The organism is Knoellia subterranea KCTC 19937, assembly GCF_000768685.1.
GTDB lineage: Bacteria > Actinomycetota > Actinomycetes > Actinomycetales > Dermatophilaceae > Knoellia > Knoellia subterranea.
The window spans coordinates 77,288-97,364 of the sequence record NZ_AVPK01000004.1 but is presented as its reverse complement, the minus strand read 5'-3'; the positions used below and the strand labels follow the sequence as shown (position 1 = coordinate 97,364).

Genomic DNA, 20,077 nt, shown 5'->3' with positions numbered 1-20,077 from the left:
CGAAGGTGAGCTCACAGGCCCCGCCGCAGCCGGCCGGCATACCGGTCCTCGAGGGCGTGATTGTGCGCGTCTCCCTCGGGGATGTTCGCGGAGAGATAGACGGGCGGTTCGTGTCCGTCGGCGAGGAGTCGCGTCAGCGACTCGGCGACCATCATCTGCGCGAGCAGCGCGGCCGTGATCGACGAGAGCCCGCACGCCGCACCGCCGCCGGGCAGCGGCAGCACCGCGTCGCCGTACGGCGCACCGTTGTCGAGGACGATGTCGGCGACCTCGAACAGCCTCTTGCCGCTGGGGTGGCGCGACTCGATCCGGGTCGTGTGCGCGAGTGACGTGACGGCGATGAGCGGGTGCCCCCTCTCCTTCACGAGCCGCGCGAACTCGACGATGCTCCCGTTGCCGCCGGAATTGGACGCGATGAGGAAGACGTCCTGCGGCTGCGGATCGGGCACGAGCGCGTAGATGTGTTCGGCGAAGGCCGGGTCACGCTCGAGCTCACCTCCGCGGTCGCCCTCCACGTCACCACTTGCGGTACGTGCCGCCGCGACCGCATCGCGCAGCGCAAGCCGGTTCGTCGGGATGTAGCCGCCCGCCCGCCCGGCTATCTCCATCGCGAACGCCTCGGAGTGTCCGGTCCCAAACGCGTGCAGCACACCGTTGTTCGCGATGCACGTCGCGATGACGTCGGCGGCCGCCGCGATCGCCTCGCGCTGTGTCGTCGCCACCGCGCGGATCGCGTCCGCAGCAAGCGTGGCGTATGCCGGCCCGCTGAGTTCCTGGGCGGCCGGAACCTCGGTGGGTAGGGGCTGGGGAGACGAGGTCATGCCCCGACCCTTTCACCCGCGTGGGGCACGGTCCAGCACTTCTGGGGCTGGCCCGGGCGGTGGGCCGCGCGTGCCGAGTAGGTTGGCCGCCATGGGTCAGGTCGTCGACTTCACGAACGTGTCCACCGAGGGTCTCGAGAGCTCTCCCGTCGCGGAGGCACTCGCCGGGCTGCGGGCGAACGAGGCGCGATACTTCAAGAACAAGTACGACCACACGTTCACCGTCGAGCCGGCCGATGCGCCCGAGGCTGCGGAGATCATCGAGTGGGTCGCCCGGATCCTGCGCGAGGAGCGAGACATCGCCATCGCCTCCCCGCCACTGCAGGCCACGGTCGCCAACGTCGACGGCATCCGGTGGGCGCACGTCTTCTTCGAGTCGGGGCTCGCGATCAACGTGCTCTACACGCTGGAGGAGGGCGGGAAGCGCGCTGTCGGGTTCAAGCTGTCGGAAGGCATGGAGCCGCCCGAGGAGCTGGCCGCCTTCAAGTGGGCCCGGCAGAAGTCGAAGCTCGCGGGGACGATCCGTGGCACGTACTTCGTCATCAAGGGCGCCTACTGGCCCTGACCGTCAGCCTCCCGACGCGAGGAAGGTGAGCAGCCGCACCCTGAAGGCTGATGGGCGCGAGGGGTTCTGGGTGTCGTAGAGGACCTCCTGCGCGTGGCCGCTTGCAGCCGGCAACGTCTCGACCGTCAGCACCTCGGGAGGATCGGCGGCCAGGCGCGCGATCGTCGCTGAGTCGACCGAAGTGTCGTCGGGGTCGGTGACGACGAGGGTGGGGACGCGCACGTTGTCCGCGGCCTCCTGAGTGGAGAGCTTCGTCTCCCCTTCCTCGACGATCCCCTCTATGCCGCCTGGTGAGAGGGCGACTGCCGCGGCAATGCCGCTGTCCGCCCGGGTCGCAAGCTGGATCGCCGTCGGCCCTCCCGCCGAGGCGGCCACGACGACGACTTTGGCGTCGGGTGTGGCCTCGATGAGGTGGGCGACGACATCGGTGAGAGCTGGTCCAGACGCTGCAGGTTTCGGCGAACTCCCCGTGGGCGCAGAGGTCGCGTCGCCGCCACTGTCGCTGCTCGCCAGCGCAGGACTGCCCCACTCGGGTTTCGCCCTCTCATGACAGAGGACCGACGTCGTTCGCCCGAGCAACGTCACGGATGCGATCCATGAGCCAAGGGTAGGGATCCTCGAGCTTGGCTCGCCGTTGACGAGCCGTTGTGGCGAGGTCTCGAACCTCTCCAGCGGCCACGTAGTAGCGACCACGGGTGTTGCCCAAGGCATCCAAGAGGCCCTTGTCCACGAGGAGTTTGAGGTCTCGCGTTGCGGTCCGTTCCTCGACCCCACTGCGCTTGACGTAGCCCGGCCGCCTCACGCGAAGCCCCAGCGCGGCGTCGAACACGGGGTCGAAGGTGCGTTCTGGGAGGCCATGGGCCTTCAGGAGTTCCTCCACGCGGGCGCCAACGATGCTGGCCTCGTCGAGGCGACGCTCGACCGTCTGCGCCTGCATGTGGTGCGCTCGCAGGCAGAACTTCACCCACAGGTGAGCATCGCGCTCCGGATGCCACGCTCCGGCGCCGGTCGCCGCGAGCACGCGGTAATAGTCCTCGGTGTTCGCACCGAGCCACTCCTCGATGCTGCTGAAGATCGGTTCAGGCGTGTTGCGCTGGGTCAGGACCAACGTCTGAAGGACGCGAGCCATGCGCCCGTTGCCATCACGGTATGGGTGGATCATCACCAGGTTGAGGTGCGCCATCGCAGCGCGCACCATGGGGTCGACGTCTTGGGGTGTCCCAAGGTCTGCCGTCAGCGCGTCTACCAGATCCGGCACCTCCTCGGGCGCCGGCCCCTGATAGACACGCTCACCCGTCTCGTCACGCTCGACGTAGATCTCGCCGTGCCGGTACTGGCCCGGACTCTTGCTCAGGTCGTGTTCCAGCAGCATGAAGTGCATGGACCGCAATGTGTGCGCATCCAGCCGGAACGCTGGGTCCGCCGCCATATGGAGCACATAGGTCATGACACGGCGATATCCCACGATCTCTGCCCACGTGCGGCCGTCGGCCGACAGCGGCTCCTCGTCATCCACGGCGGCCACAGCGTCTTCGTCCGACACGTCATAGCCCTCGATCGAGTTCGACCCCTGGATGGCGCGCGCCTGAGTCGTTCGCCGCAAACCCCCGGCCCAGCGACGCGGGGTGCGGAGCCACGAGGCCAGGCGAGTGCGCATGTCGGCGATATCAGCGATGACGCCGAGGTCTTCGGCGTCAAGGCGTGGCGCTTGGAACAGGGATGACATGTCTCTTTGTCCTTATCATTGAGACATTCACGGTCTCACATCTCGGCGCGTGGCGCAATGATAGAGACATTGAGACACACGACGGGTCCCGAGGTGATGGCGACGGACGCCGAGGCGCGCAACAGCGGGACGGGGGCGGACGGCATACCGGCGCCTCTCGGAAGGTGCGCCAAAGATTTCGGTGACGGGTGTCGTATTCGGGCCGACCCATTCGTGGAGGGGGTGAAGGTACCCACGAAAGGACGCCGAAATGCACGCCAGCGACACCCTCGAAGCAGCACCCGCCCCGCGCCGGCACTGGATCGGCCTGGGCGCTCTCGCACTCCCCACCCTGCTCATCTCGATCGACGTGAGCGTGCTCTACGTCGCGTTGCCGTCGATCAGCCGTGACCTCGGCGCGAGCGGCACGCAGCAGCTGTGGATCCTCGACATCTACTCGTTCATCCTCGCCGGCTTCCTCGTGACGATGGGCGGTCTCGCCGACCGCATCGGCGCGCGGCGGTTGCTCCTCGTCGGGGCGGCCGCGTTCGGTGTCGTCTCCGTCATTGCGGCCTATTCGCAGAGCGCGGAGATGCTCATCGCCGCACGGGCGCTGCTCGGCCTCGCCGGCGCGACGATCATGCCGTCGACGATGTCGCTCATCCGGCACATGTTCCCGCGGCCCGAGGAGATGGCCCGGGCGATCAGCATCTGGCTCGCGTGCTTCATGGGCGGCATGACGGCCGGCCCGATCGCCGGCGGTGCACTCATCGAGCACTTCTGGTGGGGTGCCGCGTTCCTCATGGGCGTGCCGGTCATGGCGCTCATCGGGGTCGTGGCGCCGCGGCTGCTGCCGGACGTGCGTCCCTCGGGTTCGGGTCACGCGCTCCCCGATGCCGTGTCCGTGGGCCTGTCGCTCGTGACATTGCTGCCAGGTGTGTATGGGCTCAAGGAGATCGCGCGCGGCGAGCAGGTCGTGCCGGCTGTCGTCGGACTGGTTGTCGCGGCCGTCGCCGGTGTCGTCTTCGTCCGGCGGCAGCGTCGGCTCGCCGACCCGCTGCTCGACCTCGAACTCTTCTCGAACCACAAGTTCTCGGTCGGCCTCGCGACGTTCCTCGTCACCGGTGTGGTCATGGCAGGCGTCTCGTATGCCGCGGCGCTGTACTTGCAGGGAGTGCTCGCCTTGTCGCCGCTCGCCGTGGGCGCATGGCTCGTCCCGCAGAACCTCATCATGCTCGCCGGCACGTTGCTCGCGCCGCGGCTGGACCAGCGCTTCGACACCGTGCGGCTCGTCGTTGGTGGGCTCGTGGTGTCGGGTGGTGGGTTGCTGCTGCTCGGGTTCCTCTCGACGTCGTCGCTGGCGCTGCACCTCGTGGCGATGGTCCTGGCTGCGGCCGGTGTCAGCGTGACGATGTCACTCGTCATGAACCTCATCATGGGCGCGACCCCGCCGGAGCGTGCCGGGTCGGCCGCCTCCGTCGCCGAGACCGGTGGCGAGCTGGGGATCGCGCTCGGTGTGGCCACGCTCGGGACGCTCGTGTCGGCGCTGTATCGGTTCGCTCTGCCGGGTGAGTTGCCGGCTGGTGTTGCCGCGCCGACGGCCGACCGCGTAGGGGAGGGTATCGCGTCCGCTCCTGCTGCAGTGGTGGGTTCGCCGGTGGCGGGTGACGTGCTGGCGGCGGCGCGCGAGGCCTTCACCTTCGGCTACAACGTCGTGGGTGTGCTGGGTGGGGTCGCGCTGCTCGGTGCGGCCTGGGCGACCGGTCGGGTGCTCGGCGCGGGTCGCGAGTCGGAGGTTGCGGAGACCGAGCTCGGTGATGGGACGGCCGAGACCGACATGGCTGCCCCGGCGACGGTTGGCGAGCTCGCCGAGGCCACTGCCTGAACGCTCGACCCCATCGGCCCTCTCCGCCAGAGTTCTCACATGAGTCATCGTGAGAGCGCTGGTGGGGAGGGCCCTTCGGTCCGTGTGCGGCCGGCGTCGGAGGGCGACGTCGACGACATCGCCCGCATCTGGCGTGCTGGATGGCACGAGGTGCATCTCGAGCACGTACCCCAGGCTCTGGTCGATGCCCGCCCCGACTCGTCGTGGCGGCCTCGAGTCGTGCGGTCGCTCGGTGACACGCTCGTCACGGTGGGAGCGGATGGTCGCGCCACGGGGTTCGTCATGACGCACGAGGACGAGGTCGAGCACCTCTACGTCGGCGACGAGGCACGGGGCAGCGGCGCGGCTGCCGCTCTGTTGTCGGCCGCCGAGGGACGCATTGCCGCCAGCGGGCACGACCGCGCTTGGCTCGCCGTCGTCGATGGCAACCCTCGCGCTCGACGGTTCTATGAGCGCAGCGGCTGGCACGACGAGGGCGGCTTCACCCACTACGCGCCCGGTGTGCAGCCCGAGGACGAGCCGATCGCACTCCCCTGCCGCCGCTACGTTCGTGACCTGTCGCGAACGCGAGGCTAGGGTGCCCACGTGGGCGACCCGCCGGCATACACGATCCAGCCTCTCGGTCCGGAGACCTGGGCGGCGTTCGATGCCATGGTGCAACGGCACAACGGCATCTTCGGTGGGTGCTGGTGCATCTGGTTCCACCCCGACGGGCCCGAGCGAGGGCAAGGGGCGGAGGCCAACCGCTCGCTGAAGAAGGTCTACGTCGAGCAGGGCAAGGCTCACGCCGCGCTGGTGATGGATGGCGACGAAGCGATTGCGTGGGCCGAGTACGGCACGCCGACGGAGCTGCCAACGATCCACCACCGCAAGGAGTACGACGCGACGAAGACCTCCGATCCCGACTACCGGATCACGTGCGTCTTCGTCGACAAGCGACACCGCCGCCACGGTGTCACCGAGCTCGCCATCCAGGGTGCCCTCGACCTCATTGCACAGGCAGGAGGTGGCGTCGTCGAGTCCTATCCGCACGACCTCACCGACCAGACGAAAAAGATGTCGTCGTCCTTCCTGTACAACGGGACACGGCGCCTCTACGAACGGCTCGGCTTCACCTACGACCGGCCGAAGGGCCTGAAGAACTGCGTCATGACGAGGACCGTCGACCCCGCGTGAGGTCAAGGAGGAACGCGAGATGCCGAAACTGGACCTCACTGTGCTGTCGATCCCGGCATACATCGGTTCGATGGCGACGGAGTACGTCTACTACCGACGCAACCCCGCGGCCCCGGGGAATCCACGGGCCGGCGACTACGAGCTCAAGGACACGATCGCCTCACTCACCATGGGGCTCGGTTCGCTCGTCGCGCCGTACGTCAGCTCCAAGCTGCTCAACCCGGTCACGCCCGGGCGCGGCAAGTGGGCCAAGGTCCTCATGGGTGCGGGCCTCGCCGCCGCCGCGGTGACGACCATCGCGGACGTCCGGCGGCTGCGGGATGAGAAGGGTCAGCTCCCGCACCCCGGCACCGTTCCGGAGAGACTCACGACCACCGGCGACACGAGCGGCCCTGTGCTGCAACGCATCAGCGGTGGAACGGCTGTTGCGGCCGTGACTGCGACTGCACTCACGACGGCCACGACGTGGGCTGCGCAGACCAGCGGCAAGCACCTCTTCTCGCGCAACTCGAGGGACCTCGGGACGGGCTGGGCCGCAACGGCGCTCGCCATTCTCGGCTGGGACGCCCTCTACTACTGGAACCACCGCCTCTCGCACGAGTCGCGCTGGATGTGGGCCGTCCACGTGGTGCACCACAGCAGTGAGCGCTACAACCTCTCGACCGCTTTGCGGCAGCCGGTCGCCGAGGGGGTGACGCTCACGGTGCCGTACGGCCTGCTGGCCTTCCTCGGTGTGCGCCCGTCGACCATCGAGACGGCACGGGCACTCAACCTCATCTACCAGTTCTGGATCCACACCGAGGCGATCAACAAGATCGGTTGGCTGGAGAAGGTGCTCAACACGCCGAGCCACCATCGGGTTCACCACGGGTCGAACCGGCAGTACCTCGACCGCAACCACGGGTCGATCCTCATCATCTGGGACAAGATCTTCGGGACGTTCGAGGAGGAGGGCGAGCGGCCGGTCTACGGGCTGACGAAGAACATCAACACGTTCAACCCGGCCCGGATCGCGAGTCACGAGTGGCGCGACATCGCCCGCGACGTGGCGAGCGCCGACACCTGGCCGGACCGCTTCGGTTATCTCGTCCGTGGGCCCGGGTGGGCCTACGAACGGCGGGATGGGCTGGAGTCGAGGGCCCGCGAGCGCGCTGCGGTCGGTTCCGTCTAGCGCGGTCGCACCCGCTTGGACTGGTAGGCCCAGAGCGCAATCTCGACGCGGTTGCGGACAGCGAGCTTGGACATGAGCGAGGCGACGTGAGACTTCACCGTGCTCAGGCTGATGAAGAGCTCTGCGGCAATCTCGGCATTGGTGCGGCCGCGGGCGACGAGGGCGAGCACGTCCTCCTCGCGGTCGGTGAGGGTTTCGATGGGTTGGGCCACTGCCGCCGGCGCCTGGTCTGCGAAGGTCTCCAGTAGCCGCCGGGTCACGTTGGGGGCGATCAGCGCGTCGCCGTTCGCCGCGGCGTGGATGGCCTGAACGAGGAGTTCGGGCCCGGCGTCCTTGAGAAGGAACCCGCGGGCGCCGGCGCGCAGTGCACCGAGGACGTATTCGTCGAGGTCGAACGTCGTGATGACGACGACGGCCAACGGGTTGGCGACGTCCGGTCCGGCGAGACGTCGCGTCACCTCCACGCCGTCGAGGCCGGGCATGCGGATGTCCACGAGGAGGACGTCGGGCCGTAGCCTCGTCGCAACCTCGAGGGCGCTCGGCCCGTCGGCCGCCTCGCCGACGACCTCGATGCCGGGTTGGACACCGAGGATCATGACGAGACCAGCCCGAACCAGATCCTGGTCATCGGCCACGACAACACGAATGCTCACGCCGAAACCTCCACGGGCAGAACGACATCCACGACCCAGCCTCCCTCAGGCCCCGGCCCGGCGGAGAGAGAACCGCCGAGGAGGTTGGCTCGCTCGGTCATGCCCATCAGGCCGAAGCCCTGCCCAGCGGTAGCGCCTGAAAGGGCGAGTCCATCGTCGGTGACGCGGAGGCTGACGTCGCCGGCCACACGGCATACCTCGATCGTGATGCGCGAAGCGCTCCGCGCGTGACGGAGCGCGTTGGTGAGGGACTCCTGGGCGAGGCGATAGACCGCAATGTCCACTGGTTGGGGCAGGTCTGAGAGGGAGCCGCTGAGGGTGACGCCGACAGTGGGTGTCGTGTCTGTGCGGGCGAGAGCCGGCAGGTCCGCGACGCCGGGCTGCGGCGAGTAGGCGTCGTTGGTGTCGAGGCGCAGCACCTGCACGACGCCGCGCATCTCGGTCAGGGTGCGCGACGCCTCGGATTCGATGGCGGCCAGGATCTCGACCGCTCGCTCCGGCTGCGCGGCGGCGACCACGCGACCGGCTTGGGCCTGGACAGCAATGGCGGATACGTGGTGGGCGACGGTGTCGTGGAGGTCACGGGCCAGCGCCAAGCGCTCCTGGTTGCGGATCTCGCGGTGCTGCCGATGCGCGAGATCGGCGCGGTAGCGGAAGACCGCGGCGAGGGCGATGAACAGCAGGACGAAGAGGCTCCCACCGATGATCGTGGCCCAATCCGGTTGTGCCACAACCATTCCGAGCGCAACGACGGCGGCGACGAACGGAAGGCCGAGCGCGATCTCCTTGCCGGAGCCCCAGCGGACGAGGGAGTAGAGCAGAAGCAGGATGACCATCATCGACGTGAGTCCGAGGTCGTCGCTCCCGGTGGCGAGCTGGATGAGGGACAGCACGGCGGCGGCGCCGAAGCCGACGAGGCACGTCAGCAGAGGTTGGGTGCGGCGCCAGAGGAGGACGGGCATGAGTGCCATGGCGAGCACGGTGACGAACGGTTGGCCCGGGCGGTCGGGGGTCGCAACCCCTTCGATGAGTGCGAGCGCTGCGAATGCGCCGACGAGCAGCCAGTCACCACGGCCCACTGGCGAGGGACCAGTGGGCCGTGGCTCGCGCCAGATGGAGCGCCACAGAGTGCGGCAGGCAGCAATCACGAGGTCAGCGTAGGGACCCGAGATGCCGCGGGTTCGGGCTTCGACGCAGCCGGGGTGCGGGGCCAGGTCCAGGCGGACCGGAGGATGAAGGCGAGGATCAGCAGCTCGAGTCCGATCGAGAGCCCGTAGAAGGGCAGCCACTCCGACTCGGCGCCGGCGACGTTGAAGGCCGAGTAGGGGATGAGGAGCGCGGCGACGACGAGGTTCGTGAGGCGGTTCGCGCGGGCGGGCAGGATCGTTGACAGCAGGATCATCACGGTCGGGATCGAGACCGACGCGAGCGCCACCGTGACGAAAGTGGGGCTGATGTCGAACTCATAGACGACACCGCTGCGGATCTCGTCGATGGCGCCGGGCTGGTAGAGGTGGAGATAGTCGACGTAGATGTAGAGGAACATGAAGCTCGCCCAGGCGGCGGCGAGCTTCAGCTGGAGCGGGACCTGCAGGGTCGTGGATGCGGCGGGTTGTGGGTGTTTGGTGCTCATGGTGGACGGCTCCTTGCTGAGAGTCGGGGTAGGCGGTTCCACCACGATCTCCGGCGCGGGCTGCGCGCACATCAGCCTGCGGACTCGCGTCACCCCGGCCGAAAGTACGAACTTCACGGTCGCGTTCCAGCCGCTGTCGCGGACACGAAGTACCTGACCGTATGCCGTCCGCCCGCCCTCTCTCGAAGGTTGACCATCAGCGGTCAGCGGCCAAAGAACCTGCGCCGCCGGGGTGCCGGAGGCGGGCCAACCTCGAGGCCGAGGGCCACACCGAATGCAGCGATCCCCTCGTCGGGTCCGTTCTTGAAACTTTTCATGACTCGCTGGACCGGCCAGATGACGGCACCATCGGGAAGGACGAGCTCGACATTGACCTCGGCCTCCGGATCCTCGTCATCCCATCGCCATTCGCCGCCAACACTGCGGCGGATCACCTCGCCCGTGTAGGCACCGAGCGAGAGCCGCGCTCCCAAGTCAGTGCCCAGCAGGCCTCCTGGCCGGGGCACCCCAGCCGCAGAGTGGTCGTCGAAGAATCGGTCCACGGCCCAAAGACTCGGCGCAGTGACGTCCGCCGCGTAGCCAGAGGCACTGTCGAGACGCAGCCAAGATTGCACGACCCTGAGCGGGCTACTTTGCACAACCCGGCCCCGCGAGAGAGGTTGTGCAAGATGCGCACCCCGTCATCTGCGCAGGTCACAAAGCTCCCGGGACGACGCCAGGCGCCGGATCCAGCGTGTGCAAGCTACCCGTGCACCTTGTGGGGGGTACATTGCACAACTGCAGCCCCGCGTTGGAGGCCGTTCAGGAGACACCGATGACCAGGGGTGGAGTTCAACGCTGTAGCGCGGGACTCAGACCGCCGACGCGTCTGCAGAGTAGCCGGGTCTGTGGTCAGAGCGCCGGTTCCGGATTACTATGACCCCCAGCAGCGTACCGCGCGAAGGAGGCGGCCATGGGCTGGACAGATCCCGTTCACGGACAGCTGGACACCGGCGCGGAACTCGTGGATGTGACGTTCAAGGACAAAGTGGACGGAGCTGGCGAGGTGACCGACACGCTCTTGGCACCCGGATTCGTCTCCGACATCCAGCCGGGCGTCGACCACGTGCACGCGTGGGGTCAGGACACCGACAGTCCTGATCACCACGACTTGCGTGATGGGAACCCGATGTTCCCTGGCTCTCCTGGACTGTTCTAGTTCTGCGGCCCTTCGCTACCAAGCTGCCTCTGCAGGTCGTCCAGTAGCCGGACGCTCTCCCGGATGAGTCGCCTTGCCGTTCGAAGACGACCTGCTCCGTTGGCGAGGATCAGGGATGACGCACAGTGAATCTCGATAACTGTAGGAACACGGTTCATCCGTTCCTGAAGGATCCGACGAACGCCGCCATGTAGTTCTCGCAAGCCGTTCGAGCCGGAGAGTTCTTCCCTATCCGCCAGTGTGAGGGCCAAACTGCCATCCCGCCCCTGGCAGGGGGCTGGACAATCGAAACACCAAACCCGCGACATGGGTACGTCGCGCGTGACCGCGAGCGACGCGTCGGTACTCGACTTCGTAAACGCGTCAGGGATCGTCACTTCGGTGACCATTGCCTCCGAGGCCGAGCCAGTAAACGCGACCAGCCGCCCAGGAGGGAGGACCGACAGATCTCCGGCCTGACCAGGCGACATACCCATCGCGGCGGCCGCCGCAGCTCGCTCCTCGGCGTCAGCGAGGCGATGTGTCAGTTTCGAGCCAGTCAACTTGCCAACCTCGGGTACGAGCTCAGAGGGAGCTTGGTCGACCACCACGAAACCCTCACCTGCACCACGGAGTTCAGCAATCGCCTCCGTTATGGCACGAGTGCCAACTTCACCTGCCATCGAGCGGTGCATTACCCTGTGTGCTTCCTCAAGAACAGTGACATGGGACAACGGTCGCTGAACGCCGGAATCGCGGGATCCGAGAAGCCCAGATAGAAGGAGTGCGAAGACGAGGTTCCGATCCGAACTACTTCCGAGCCCTCCCAGTTCAATGACACACGGCTCCGCAAGCAACTCGTCCCACGGAAGTGACTTCTCGGTGGAAAGCAAGACCCCCAGGGGTCCCGACGTCAGATACTCCAGCCTGCCCAAGAGTGCGGATTTTGCGTTCTGCCCATGCTCCCCCCGCCAGTCGTCCCGCTCGATCTCCACGAGCAACGCCCTATAGACATCGGTTAGGCTGGCACTCCTCCCCTCCTCGTCGGCATCCTCCAACGCAGCCGTCACGGCGCGGCTCAAGACGAGATAGCCCAGCGGGAAATTCTGTTCCATCCTAAATGTTGCATCCAGGGAAGCGACTATTCGACTCGCATGAGCGTGCAGGTCGCAGTTCGAGGGAACCGCGAACGGATTGAAGAAGGGCCGGTCGCCGCGAAGGGTCAGATGGTGAACCTGTTGGCCGGACGCGCGGACCAGGTCCACCAACCGCGCGTAGTCGCGCTTGGCGGGGTCGATTACCAGGAATGGCACTCCAAGCTCAGTAGCGAGTCGATAGAGGACGGATTGGACCGTTGTAGTTTTTCCCGAACCGGGTACGCCCGAGACAAGAGTATGTCTAACGATGTCATCAACAGTGAGGTACACGGCCCCCACTCGAGGACTCTCGCCGACAACAATTCGGCTTTCTTGGCTCGGCATTAGTGCCAGCCCACGCCCAAGTCGACCCGACCGCGCTGACTGGACACCCGGCAATCCTCCGCGCGGCGTCATAGGAACGCGAAAAGCACAATGAGCCCCGAGTGGGTCTACGACGACAGACAAATCGACGAGTTCGCGGTCCTGAACAGCCGCACCTATTGGTTCTGCTTCTAGGCATCGGACCAGGCGGCCAGCGGCAGAGACCTCGTTCAATCCTTTCGGCGCTATGATATCGAATGAAGCGCCGTACCCATCGCCCAGATCCCTACCAGTGCGGCCAAGATCCGATCCTACAAACTCAGCGGTGCCTGGCAGAAGAGGCATCTCACCCGCGAGGAACACCCGACAAATTAGAGTCCCGCGCCGGAGCGATCTAGCACATTCCAGAAACAGCTGCCGGATCTCCTGAAGCTGACCTTGAGGGAGAGTGTCATCCTGATCCCGAATTCTGGCGAGATAGTGCGCAGCGCCACGTCGCAGATACTCGTGGTGCGCCTCTTGAAGACGCACAGGCTCCACATGGACACCCAGAAGCGCAGGGGCCTCTTGGCCAAGCAGAACCTGCAATGACGTCGTCAATGCGTGCGGACTCCATGTCCACGGTCGGACGACTTTGTCGAACTCTCCGATCGCCAAGCTTGGCGAAAGCGTCGCATCCACGGTTTCGATGGATCGCCGGATCTCAACGAAACGGCTTTGATCGAGAATCTGGCCACTCAATGGGTCGAGGATGCTCGCCAACTCAGCCTCATCCATGGCTAGGAGCGGGATCTCGGAAGGCATCCCGTGCTGCACAAGCAGAGCTAAGTCCCAGGCGACATCTTGCCTGACGGCCGAGCCGAGGAGGAAGGGCTCGACCAAGCGGTCACTTGCCCGCACGAATCGCACCTGCAGCGCACTCTCCCGAGGCACACGTGAGGCATAGGCTCGAAGAAAAGCCACTTGGCGCGAGTACGCCTCCAGAACAGGATGGCCCAGGAGTGCGCCCGAGTTCTGTGGATCGGCCAGGAGATCCGGGAGGTATGGAATCCGGTAGCCGAACGCCCAGCCATCCGTTTCATCAAGCCGGAAGACTGCCGGCATTACTCTACGTATTCAATTCGACGATATGGCAACAATTGCTGCAGTTGCTTGATTTGGCGACCTCTGAAGCCAACGAGAGATCCGTTGATGTCTGACAGGCTGGCGCCCTGCACGTTCAAGCGAATCTTTAGGTTTGGTCCACTCTCGACTAGCTCCGAGACTCGGATTGACACGCCCTGGAGAGCGCGCCTAGGAAGCACCGCGGGAAGGTAGCGCTCTATGAAGCGCCCAAGGTCATCCTCGTAGTCGACGTAATGCCAGAACGTGTCGGGGAGGCCCAGCCGCGTGGTGGCGATAGGCCGAATTCTGCCCTCGAGCGAGCGCAGGTGACCGGGGTCCATGCTTACGAGAACCACGTCGCTTTGGGTCCTGCCATCCCTGGCCTGGTCGCTATAAAGCGACGATCCTGCCACTTCCTCTGAAACGCCGACCTCCTCCAGGATTTCATCGATTCTGGGGTCGAAACGGAGTCGTGACACGTGGCGTGGCTGAGTGGCCTGCGGTAGCTGCGCGGCTTCTTCTGGAGCGATGCCCGCCACCAGCGCATTCAGGTCAGGCGTGCTCATTCCCATACTTTGCGCGAGGCGCGGGAAAGACTCGCTGGTCAGCGCCTTCTTGAACAGTTTGGCCCGCATCTGGAGTTGCTCCCGATAAAGGTCGCGATCACGAAGATATACGAACGGGACTCCAATCTCACGCGAGAGATCCAGCAGTTGCCGATCTGACAGCTGCAGCAGCATGTTTTCGCGCCGCTGTTTGCGAACTGCTATCGCGTCCTCGACATCCGCCTCAATCGACGTCTCTTGAATTTTTAGCTCGCCACTCGACTGCGCGTCCTCGATCCTCCTTCGGTTGGGATCGGCCTCCACGGTCGCAGACAACAGTCGAGTTACTTGAACGAGTCCGTCAGCGACGTCCAAGTCCCCGAGATCGAGAATCTCACGCAGCGACGGTTTGGATATCAGGGCATCATGGGCAAAGTGCCCAAGGCTCGTTCGCACCCGCTCCGTGATGGCGTCACGCAGTTCCGCAGTGACCATTCGTGCGATATCGGTTGGTTCGTATCGTCGAACTGCCGTCAACAAGACTTCGTCGCTGTCGCCGCAGTGCACATTGAAGGTCAAGTGGACCTTAGGACGAGTCCTGTCGTCGAGTCTTAGTTCGACGGTTTCCTCCTGCATGGAGTCCTTCAGGGAAAACGTAACGAGACTCTTAGATCCCGTGAATGGGATCCTCTCGCCGTCACGTCTGTGGCGACCCTCCCGCAACACTGCGGCGGCACGGCCCTTAGCGATCAAGACGCTCGCCGTTCCAGGGGAGATCTCGAGAGGCCAGAGCTCAATAGAACGCGGCTGTTGAATCATGCTTGCAAGGTCCATCGGGCCAGTTCCCGCCTTCCGCAGCAACTCCTCAGGCCCGAAGGACGGGCCCCCACACATGGTACTGGGGACGCCACTGTCCTGTACTGCGCACCTGCGATCGCCGTCACGCACGTTTGCGGAGGGCCAAGGCGAGTTCGAACTGTTGCCGCTCGTCGAGCGTGTAGGCGAAATGGCGGTAGTGGGCGCGGTCCTTGGCGGTGGGCTTCTGACCGCGCCAGGCGGGTGAGAGGTCGAGGCGGGCGTGGGCGACATGGACCCACTGCCAGGTGAGGGCGAGGTCGTGGTCGCCGTATCGGGCGTCGGGACGGTTGCGTCGGGCCCATTCGTCGAACCAACGGGTCATGCCGAGCCGGTGGTGGATCTTGGCTTCGGTGGCCCGGTAGTCGCGTCGTTCGGTCTCTTCGCCAGCCCGCCAGATCCGGCTCTTCCACTCCTCCGCGCTGACGAGCATGGTGGCTGAGCAGGCGCGGGCACAGCGCACTCCCATCGGGCCGGGCAAGTTCAGCGCTTCGGCGGCCGCGGCCCACGACGTCACGTCCGGGTGCAGCCGCGCCAGGGACAGGGACGCGAACAGCCGGACAGCGTCCTCGCTGGAGGTGGAGGCGCCGTCAAGGTGCTCGAGGTACTGGGCGACGACTCGGAGGCGAACTGGGCACGAGTCCTGCGGGAGTTCCTGCCCGGTCGTTACGGGGTCGCCAAAGGGCACGTCATGGACTCGCGCGGGACCACCAGTGACCAGATCGACCTGCTTGTCTATGACGCGCAGTACACGCCTCTTCTAGCCCAGACCAGTAGCGGAGACCTGTTCGTCCCCGCCGAAGCTGTGTACGCGGTCTTCGAGGTGAAGCAGGAAATGAACAAGACGTTCATGGACTACGCAGGAACCAAGATCGCGAGTGTCAGGAGACTCCATCGCACGAGTGTGCCCATCGCCCATGCCGGCGGGGTCTATCCGCCAAAACGGCCCATCGCCATTCTGGGTGGCCTCCTCACGACCAGGAGCGGATGGGCCGACCTCCAGGGGGAAGCCGCTGTCCAAGCGGTACTCTCACTCTCCGGCGATCGTGAGGTCAATCTCGGCTGTGCCCTGCGAGCAGTGTCGTTCAACCGGCCGGATGACCCTGATTCGGTCATCGAATACAGCGAATCGGACACAACGCTTCTCTTTTTCCTGTTCAGCCTCTTCACCCGGCTCCAAGGACTTGGCACGGTCGCGGCCGCCGACATCGGGGCCTACATGAACCGTCTGGACTTGAGCGACGCGCCTGTCGAGACAGACGGGGAGCAGCCGGGAGACCGCGCTGACGATACAAGCGCCTGAGCATCGTGCGATTGCCGCACGTGCTGGGTCGTCGCGGCCTCCGACGGTTCGTGGGATAGAACAAAGAGTTATCGATAGCGCCCGACGCATAACGGGGGGTTTAGGTTACATACCCTTGCCCGTTGCGCAAGATTGGCTGCATCTCGACAGGCACTCAGCGCCGTTGAGATCCACGAGGCGCTTGCATCGATGTCGTCACGCAGCGATGCCACGACGTCAGAAGCCGCCGTCCTTGGCCATGTTGCTGAACCGGCTGTAGTGCCCCTGGAAGGCGAGCACGATGTCCGCGGTCGGGCCGTTACGGTGCTTGGCCACGATCACGTCGGCCTCACCGTCGCGCTCCGGGTCAGAGCGGTCCCGGTGGAGCAGGATCACCATGTCAGCGTCCTGTTCTATAGAGCCCGATTCGCGAAGGTCGGACATCTGGGGGCGCTTGTCCGTGCGCTGTTCGGGACCACGGTTCAGCTGCGAGATCGCGATGACCGGAACCTCGAGCTCCTTCGCCAGGAGCTTCAAAGCACGCGAGAACTCGGCGACTTCCTGCTGGCGGGACTCGACCTTCTTGCCCGAGCTCATCAACTGGAGGTAGTCGATGATCACCATGCGCAGGTTGTGCTGCTGCTTGAGCCGGCGGCACTTCGACCGGATCTCCATCAGCGACATGTTCGGCGAATCGTCAATGAAGAGAGGGGCATCGGAGATCTTGCCCATGATGCGGGCGAGCTTGTTCCACTGCTCCTGACCTTTGAGGCCCTTGCGCAGGTCCTGCAGCTGGATCGTCGCCTCGGCCGACAGGATGCGCATCGTGATCTCGGTGCGGCTCATTTCGAGCGAGAACACGGCGGTCGCCATGTTGTGCTTGATCGACGCGGCGCGGGCTATGTCAATTCCCAGCGTAGATTTTCCGACGGCTGGCCTGGCCGCCACGACGATCATCTGGCCGGGGTGCAGTCCGTGCGTCAGCTGGTCGAGCTCGATGAACCCGGTCGGCACACCCGTCATCTCGTCGGTGCGCCCGGCCGCGGCCTCGATCTCCTCCATCGTCGCGTTGAGGATCTCGCCGAGCTGGTGGTAGTCCTCACCGCCGCGCTTCTCCGCCACCGAGTAGACCTCGGCCTGCGCGCGGTTGACGATCTCGTCGACGTCACCCTCGCCCTGGCCGTAGCCCATCTGCACGATGCGCGTCCCCGCCTCGACGAGCCGCCGCAGCACGGCGCGCTCGTGGACGATCTCGGCGTAGTAGCCGGCGTTCGCCGCGGTCGGCACCGACTGGATGAGCTGGTGCAGGTACGCCTGCCCGCCCACCCGCGTCAGGTCACCGCGCTTGCCGAGCTCGTCGGCGACGGTGATGGCGTCGGCCGGCTCGCCGCGCCCATAGAGATCGAGGACCGCGTCATAGATCAGCTCGTGCGCCGGGCGATAGAAGTCCGTCGACTTCGTGACCTCGAGGCAGTCGGCGATGGCGTCCTTGTTGAGGAGCATCGAGCCGAGCACCGACTGCTCCGCGCCGAGATCCTGCGGGGGGAGGCGGTCGTCGGGCGGACCGTCGGGAGAGCCCGAATAGCTGCTGCTCAACTCCGCGATCGACACCCGCCCACCCCTGCCTTCCCTGACGTTTCAAGACCTTGTGTATGCCGTGTGCCCCAGTCCACCAGCCCCCACTGACAGTGCCGGGAGACCGACTGCGGAGGGCCCGGGTGAGACCGGATCGGCCCAACCTAGAACCTCGACCCAGCCCCTCGCCAATCGTCCGGGTGCCCATCTCACCGGCCGTGTGGACAACCTGTGGACGAATGGTGCAAAACGCCGGAGGTCGTTGTGCACAGTCCGTGGAAAGCCCTGTGGACATCCGTTGGCGCATCGCTCAAAACATGGTCTGACCTGCGGTTTCTCCGTGCACCGGATGTGGGGAAAAGAAACTTTCGGGCGTGTCTCGTCCACATGAGCCACGTCACGTCCCCCATTGAGAGGAGGCGTGGCCCGGCCCTCCCCCGGCCGAACTACCGATCGGTAGCCCCTGACCTGCAACGACGTGTTTGGGGTTGACGTTGCGGCATGTTGCAGGATCGATGGCATGGCCTACTTCGAGCGCACCGGACCCACGACGTTCCGCGCCACGGAGCACACCGGCGGCGCGTGGACCTTGGACGAACAGCACATCGCGCCCGCCCTCGGGCTCCTCGCCCACGTCGTCGAGGTCGACCGCGACGCCCGCCGCCCCGACGGTGATCAGCTGCCTCTCGCGCGCCTCTCGTTCGACATCCTGGGCACCCTCCCGATCGACGAGGTCGAGGTCGAGACGCGGGTCGTGCGCCCCGGTCGGACCATCGAACTCGTCGAGGCGACGATGAGCCACGACGGCCGCCCCGCCGTCGTCCTGCGTGCCTGGCTGCTCCGCACGGGCGACACCGAAGCCGTGGCCGGCACGCACCGGACCCCCATCCCCTCACCCGCCGACACCCCCGAGTGGGACCCCACGACTGTCTGGCCGGGTGGCTTCATCAAGGTCGCACAACTGCGACGCGAGCAGGCCGCGCCGGGACGGGGCCACTTTTGGGTCCGCACCGACGAGCCCCTCGTCGGTGACGAGGACGTCTCACCCACCGCCGCCGCGATCGGCCTCTTCGACATCGCGAACGGCATGACGGTGCGCGAGGACCCGACCAAGGTGGCCTTCCCCAACCTCGACCTCACGGCGCATCTCGTGCGCGCCCCGCGACCTGGCTGGATTGGCTTCGACACGTCAGTGACGTTCGGGGACAACGGAATTGGGCTGACGAGCAGCATCCTTCACGACGAGAACGGCCCCATCGGAACGCTCAACCAGATCCTCACCGTCCGCCCGAACGTCTGACTGCGAGCGGGTGCGTCGGTCGCTCAGCCGGCGACGCGCCCGTAGCGCTCGGCCGACCGCGCCCGCGCCTTCGCCGCCTCGACCTCGCGGTCCTTGGGCGGCGCATTCGTGACGAGGTGGTCGAGCAGGTGCTGCGTCGCGTGGGCGACCTCGGCGACGGCGGCGTCGAACGCGGCCTGGTTCGCCTGTGACGGCTTGGTCGACCCACTCACCTTGCGCACGTACTGCAGCGCCGCGGCATACACCTCCGAATCCGTGGCAGGAGGCTCGAAGTTGTGCAGCTGACGAATGTTTCGGCACATGACTTCAATGTATGCCGGTCAGCGGACACCCGACACCCCCTCGCCTTCCGCTGTGGCTAGGGTGCGAGACATGGCCGACCCCACTCCCGCACCACCCCGCCGCTTGCTCGGTGGCGGCACCGAGCCGGACCCCCGGTTCACCCTGGCCAACGAGCGCACCTTCCTCGCCTGGATCCGCACTGCGCTGGCCCTCATAGCCGGTGCCGTCGCGCTCGAGGGGTTCGGCATCCACCTCGACGAGACCGTGCGGGGCGTTCTTGCGGGCCTCCTCATCGTCATCGGCGCAGCCGTCGCCATCGCCGCAGGGGTCCGCTGGCTCCGGGTCGAGCAGGCGATGCGACACGGGCGACCCCTGCCGTTCCCGACCGTGATCCCGTTCCTCGTCATGACCCTCGTGCTGGCGAGCGTCATCCTCCTCGTCCTCGTCGCGACGTGACCCTTCCCCGACCATGACCGAGGAACCCACACCGCGCACCGACGACGGATTGCAGCCCGAGAGAACGTCGCTCGCCTGGCAGCGCACCGCGATCTCGTTCGTCGGCGCCTCCCTGCTGTTCCTTCGGTGGGGGCAGCAGCACGGACCCGCCGTGGCCGTCGTCGTCGTGGTCGCCGGCCTCGTGGCGACGTGGATCTTCTTCCACGCACGCATCCGGCTCCGCCGAGTCGGACGCCTCTTCCCCGCCCCCGGCCTCGACCCCGCCACCATGGAGATCGGCGTCGTGACCGCCGCAGTGCTTGCCCTCGCGATCGCAGCCCTCTGCGTAACTCTCAGCTGACGTGAGCTTGCAATGGCGGTTCACTTCGACCGACTTTGAGACGGTGCGGTGCGCGCGTTTGCGACGAAGGAGCAACTGAGCGTGCATCGCAC

22 protein-coding genes are annotated in these 20,077 nt (G+C 66.1%); 10 read left to right on the top strand and 12 right to left on the bottom strand.

What is annotated here, in order from left to right:
• Positions 1-11: 11 nt before the first annotated feature.
• Positions 12-821: a sugar isomerase domain-containing protein gene (locus N803_RS08245; RefSeq protein WP_084764296.1), complete on the bottom strand. Its 810-nt coding sequence runs from the start codon at positions 819-821 to the stop codon at positions 12-14.
• Between the two features lie 91 nt (positions 822-912).
• Between N803_RS08245 and N803_RS08240 the strand changes: the two genes are divergently transcribed.
• Positions 913-1,386: a hypothetical protein gene (locus N803_RS08240; RefSeq protein WP_035904143.1), complete on the top strand. Its 474-nt coding sequence runs from the start codon at positions 913-915 to the stop codon at positions 1,384-1,386.
• Positions 1,387-1,389: 3 nt separating this feature from the next.
• On the opposite strand, the gene N803_RS08235 is transcribed toward N803_RS08240, so the two are convergent.
• Entirely contained in the window at positions 1,390-1,971 is a 582-nt protein-coding gene (locus N803_RS08235) for an alpha/beta fold hydrolase (protein ID WP_035904141.1), read from the bottom strand.
• Positions 1,931-3,112 carry a Fic family protein gene (locus tag N803_RS08230; protein ID WP_052112063.1) on the bottom strand — a complete coding sequence of 394 codons (1,182 nt, stop codon included), beginning with the start codon at positions 3,110-3,112 and terminating at the stop codon, positions 1,931-1,933. Before N803_RS08230 ends, N803_RS08235 begins: the two co-directional genes overlap by 41 nt.
• Before the next feature lie 250 nt (positions 3,113-3,362).
• On the opposite strand from N803_RS08230, the gene N803_RS08225 reads away from it, so the two are divergent.
• From N803_RS08225 to N803_RS17455, 4 genes are read left to right on the top strand one after another with little or no spacing between them, the layout of a single operon-like run.
• Positions 3,363-4,976 (top strand): MFS transporter, encoded by a 1,614-nt coding sequence (locus tag N803_RS08225; protein WP_035904140.1) that lies wholly within the window; start codon positions 3,363-3,365, stop codon positions 4,974-4,976.
• A 39-nt stretch (positions 4,977-5,015) separates the two neighbouring features.
• Positions 5,016-5,552 (top strand): GNAT family N-acetyltransferase, encoded by a 537-nt coding sequence (locus N803_RS08220; protein WP_052112062.1) that lies wholly within the window; start codon positions 5,016-5,018, stop codon positions 5,550-5,552.
• Positions 5,553-5,561: 9 nt separating this feature from the next.
• Positions 5,562-6,152, top strand: a complete 591-nt coding sequence (locus N803_RS08215) for a GNAT family N-acetyltransferase (protein WP_035904137.1) — start codon at positions 5,562-5,564, stop codon at positions 6,150-6,152.
• A gap of 19 nt (positions 6,153-6,171) precedes the next feature.
• Positions 6,172-7,323 carry a sterol desaturase family protein gene (locus tag N803_RS17455; RefSeq protein WP_052112061.1) on the top strand — a complete coding sequence of 384 codons (1,152 nt, stop codon included), beginning with the start codon at positions 6,172-6,174 and terminating at the stop codon, positions 7,321-7,323.
• Here the strand turns inward: N803_RS17455 and N803_RS08205 are convergent.
• From N803_RS08205 to N803_RS17450, 4 genes are all read right to left on the bottom strand, one after another.
• The gene (locus tag N803_RS08205; RefSeq protein WP_035904136.1) at positions 7,320-7,976 is read right to left on the bottom strand and encodes a response regulator; all 657 of its coding nucleotides are present in this window, start codon (positions 7,974-7,976) and stop codon (positions 7,320-7,322) included. The two genes, N803_RS17455 and N803_RS08205, sit on opposite strands and share 4 nt — an antisense overlap.
• A complete protein-coding gene (locus N803_RS08200) occupies positions 7,973-9,124 on the bottom strand; it encodes a sensor histidine kinase (RefSeq protein ID WP_245617108.1) in 1,152 nt (383 codons plus the stop codon). The genes N803_RS08205 and N803_RS08200 overlap by 4 nt, the downstream gene beginning before the upstream one ends.
• On the bottom strand, positions 9,121-9,609 hold the full coding sequence (locus tag N803_RS08195) for a DUF6326 family protein (protein WP_052112060.1): 489 nt from the start codon (positions 9,607-9,609) through the stop codon (positions 9,121-9,123). Before N803_RS08195 ends, N803_RS08200 begins: the two co-directional genes overlap by 4 nt.
• A 203-nt stretch (positions 9,610-9,812) precedes the next feature.
• Positions 9,813-10,151 carry a hypothetical protein gene (locus N803_RS17450; protein ID WP_156969703.1) on the bottom strand — a complete coding sequence of 113 codons (339 nt, stop codon included), beginning with the start codon at positions 10,149-10,151 and terminating at the stop codon, positions 9,813-9,815.
• A gap of 410 nt (positions 10,152-10,561) precedes the next feature.
• Here N803_RS17450 and N803_RS08185 point away from each other — a divergent pair, with 410 nt between their 5' ends.
• Positions 10,562-10,807 (top strand): hypothetical protein, encoded by a 246-nt coding sequence (locus N803_RS08185; RefSeq protein WP_035904135.1) that lies wholly within the window; start codon positions 10,562-10,564, stop codon positions 10,805-10,807.
• Here the strand turns inward: N803_RS08185 and N803_RS18525 are convergent.
• The 3 genes from N803_RS18525 to N803_RS18285 form a co-directional block, all read right to left on the bottom strand.
• Positions 10,804-12,213: an ATP-binding protein gene (locus tag N803_RS18525; protein WP_169743067.1), complete on the bottom strand. Its 1,410-nt coding sequence runs from the start codon at positions 12,211-12,213 to the stop codon at positions 10,804-10,806. The genes N803_RS08185 and N803_RS18525 overlap by 4 nt on opposite strands.
• Before the next feature lie 1,136 nt (positions 12,214-13,349).
• The gene (locus tag N803_RS08175; RefSeq protein WP_156969702.1) at positions 13,350-14,531 is read right to left on the bottom strand and encodes a hypothetical protein; all 1,182 of its coding nucleotides are present in this window, start codon (positions 14,529-14,531) and stop codon (positions 13,350-13,352) included.
• Positions 14,532-14,835: 304 nt separating this feature from the next.
• Positions 14,836-15,438: a hypothetical protein gene (locus tag N803_RS18285; RefSeq protein WP_156969701.1), complete on the bottom strand. Its 603-nt coding sequence runs from the start codon at positions 15,436-15,438 to the stop codon at positions 14,836-14,838.
• Here N803_RS18285 and N803_RS08165 point away from each other — a divergent pair.
• Complete coding sequence (locus N803_RS08165; protein WP_052112058.1) at positions 15,346-16,053, top strand: DUF6602 domain-containing protein; 708 nt, start codon at positions 15,346-15,348, stop codon at positions 16,051-16,053. The genes N803_RS18285 and N803_RS08165 overlap by 93 nt on opposite strands.
• Before the next feature lie 216 nt (positions 16,054-16,269).
• Here N803_RS08165 and dnaB read toward each other — a convergent pair whose 3' ends face one another.
• The gene (gene dnaB, locus N803_RS08160) at positions 16,270-17,643 is read right to left on the bottom strand and encodes a replicative DNA helicase (protein ID WP_035904129.1); all 1,374 of its coding nucleotides are present in this window, start codon (positions 17,641-17,643) and stop codon (positions 16,270-16,272) included.
• A gap of 484 nt (positions 17,644-18,127) precedes the next feature.
• Between dnaB and N803_RS08155 the strand changes: the two genes are divergently transcribed.
• Positions 18,128-18,907, top strand: coding sequence for a thioesterase family protein (locus tag N803_RS08155; RefSeq protein ID WP_035904128.1), 780 nt, complete (start codon positions 18,128-18,130; stop codon positions 18,905-18,907).
• Positions 18,908-18,930: 23 nt separating this feature from the next.
• On the opposite strand, the gene N803_RS08150 is transcribed toward N803_RS08155, so the two are convergent.
• Positions 18,931-19,209: a DUF2277 domain-containing protein gene (locus N803_RS08150; protein WP_035904127.1), complete on the bottom strand. Its 279-nt coding sequence runs from the start codon at positions 19,207-19,209 to the stop codon at positions 18,931-18,933.
• A gap of 70 nt (positions 19,210-19,279) precedes the next feature.
• On the opposite strand from N803_RS08150, the gene N803_RS08145 reads away from it, so the two are divergent.
• Together N803_RS08145 and N803_RS08140 are read left to right on the top strand one after the other, a co-directional pair.
• On the top strand, positions 19,280-19,645 hold the full coding sequence (locus N803_RS08145) for a YidH family protein (RefSeq protein ID WP_035904126.1): 366 nt from the start codon (positions 19,280-19,282) through the stop codon (positions 19,643-19,645).
• A gap of 13 nt (positions 19,646-19,658) precedes the next feature.
• Positions 19,659-19,985 carry a DUF202 domain-containing protein gene (locus tag N803_RS08140; protein WP_052112056.1) on the top strand — a complete coding sequence of 109 codons (327 nt, stop codon included), beginning with the start codon at positions 19,659-19,661 and terminating at the stop codon, positions 19,983-19,985.
• Positions 19,986-20,077 lie beyond the last annotated feature (92 nt).

Bases quoted from the DNA above. Each gene is read 5' to 3' on its own strand.
- N803_RS08225 (WP_035904140.1), top strand. From the start codon at position 3,363: ATGCACGCCAGCGACACCCTCGAAGCAGCACCCGCCCCGCGCCGGCAC.
- N803_RS08185 (WP_035904135.1), top strand. From the start codon at position 10,562: ATGGGCTGGACAGATCCCGTTCACGGACAGCTGGACACCGGCGCGGAA.
- N803_RS08140 (WP_052112056.1), top strand. From the start codon at position 19,659: ATGACCGAGGAACCCACACCGCGCACCGACGACGGATTGCAGCCCGAG.
- N803_RS08150 (WP_035904127.1), bottom strand. From the start codon at position 19,209: ATGTGCCGAAACATTCGTCAGCTGCACAACTTCGAGCCTCCTGCCACG.
- N803_RS08240 (WP_035904143.1), top strand. From the start codon at position 913: ATGGGTCAGGTCGTCGACTTCACGAACGTGTCCACCGAGGGTCTCGAG.
- N803_RS08175 (WP_156969702.1), bottom strand. From the start codon at position 14,531: ATGCAGGAGGAAACCGTCGAACTAAGACTCGACGACAGGACTCGTCCT.
- N803_RS08155 (WP_035904128.1), top strand. From the start codon at position 18,128: ATGGCCTACTTCGAGCGCACCGGACCCACGACGTTCCGCGCCACGGAG.
- N803_RS08245 (WP_084764296.1), bottom strand. From the start codon at position 821: ATGACCTCGTCTCCCCAGCCCCTACCCACCGAGGTTCCGGCCGCCCAG.
- N803_RS08230 (WP_052112063.1), bottom strand. From the start codon at position 3,112: ATGTCATCCCTGTTCCAAGCGCCACGCCTTGACGCCGAAGACCTCGGC.
- N803_RS08145 (WP_035904126.1), top strand. From the start codon at position 19,280: ATGGCCGACCCCACTCCCGCACCACCCCGCCGCTTGCTCGGTGGCGGC.
- N803_RS08195 (WP_052112060.1), bottom strand. From the start codon at position 9,609: ATGAGCACCAAACACCCACAACCCGCCGCATCCACGACCCTGCAGGTC.
- N803_RS17455 (WP_052112061.1), top strand. From the start codon at position 6,172: ATGCCGAAACTGGACCTCACTGTGCTGTCGATCCCGGCATACATCGGT.
- N803_RS08220 (WP_052112062.1), top strand. From the start codon at position 5,016: ATGAGTCATCGTGAGAGCGCTGGTGGGGAGGGCCCTTCGGTCCGTGTG.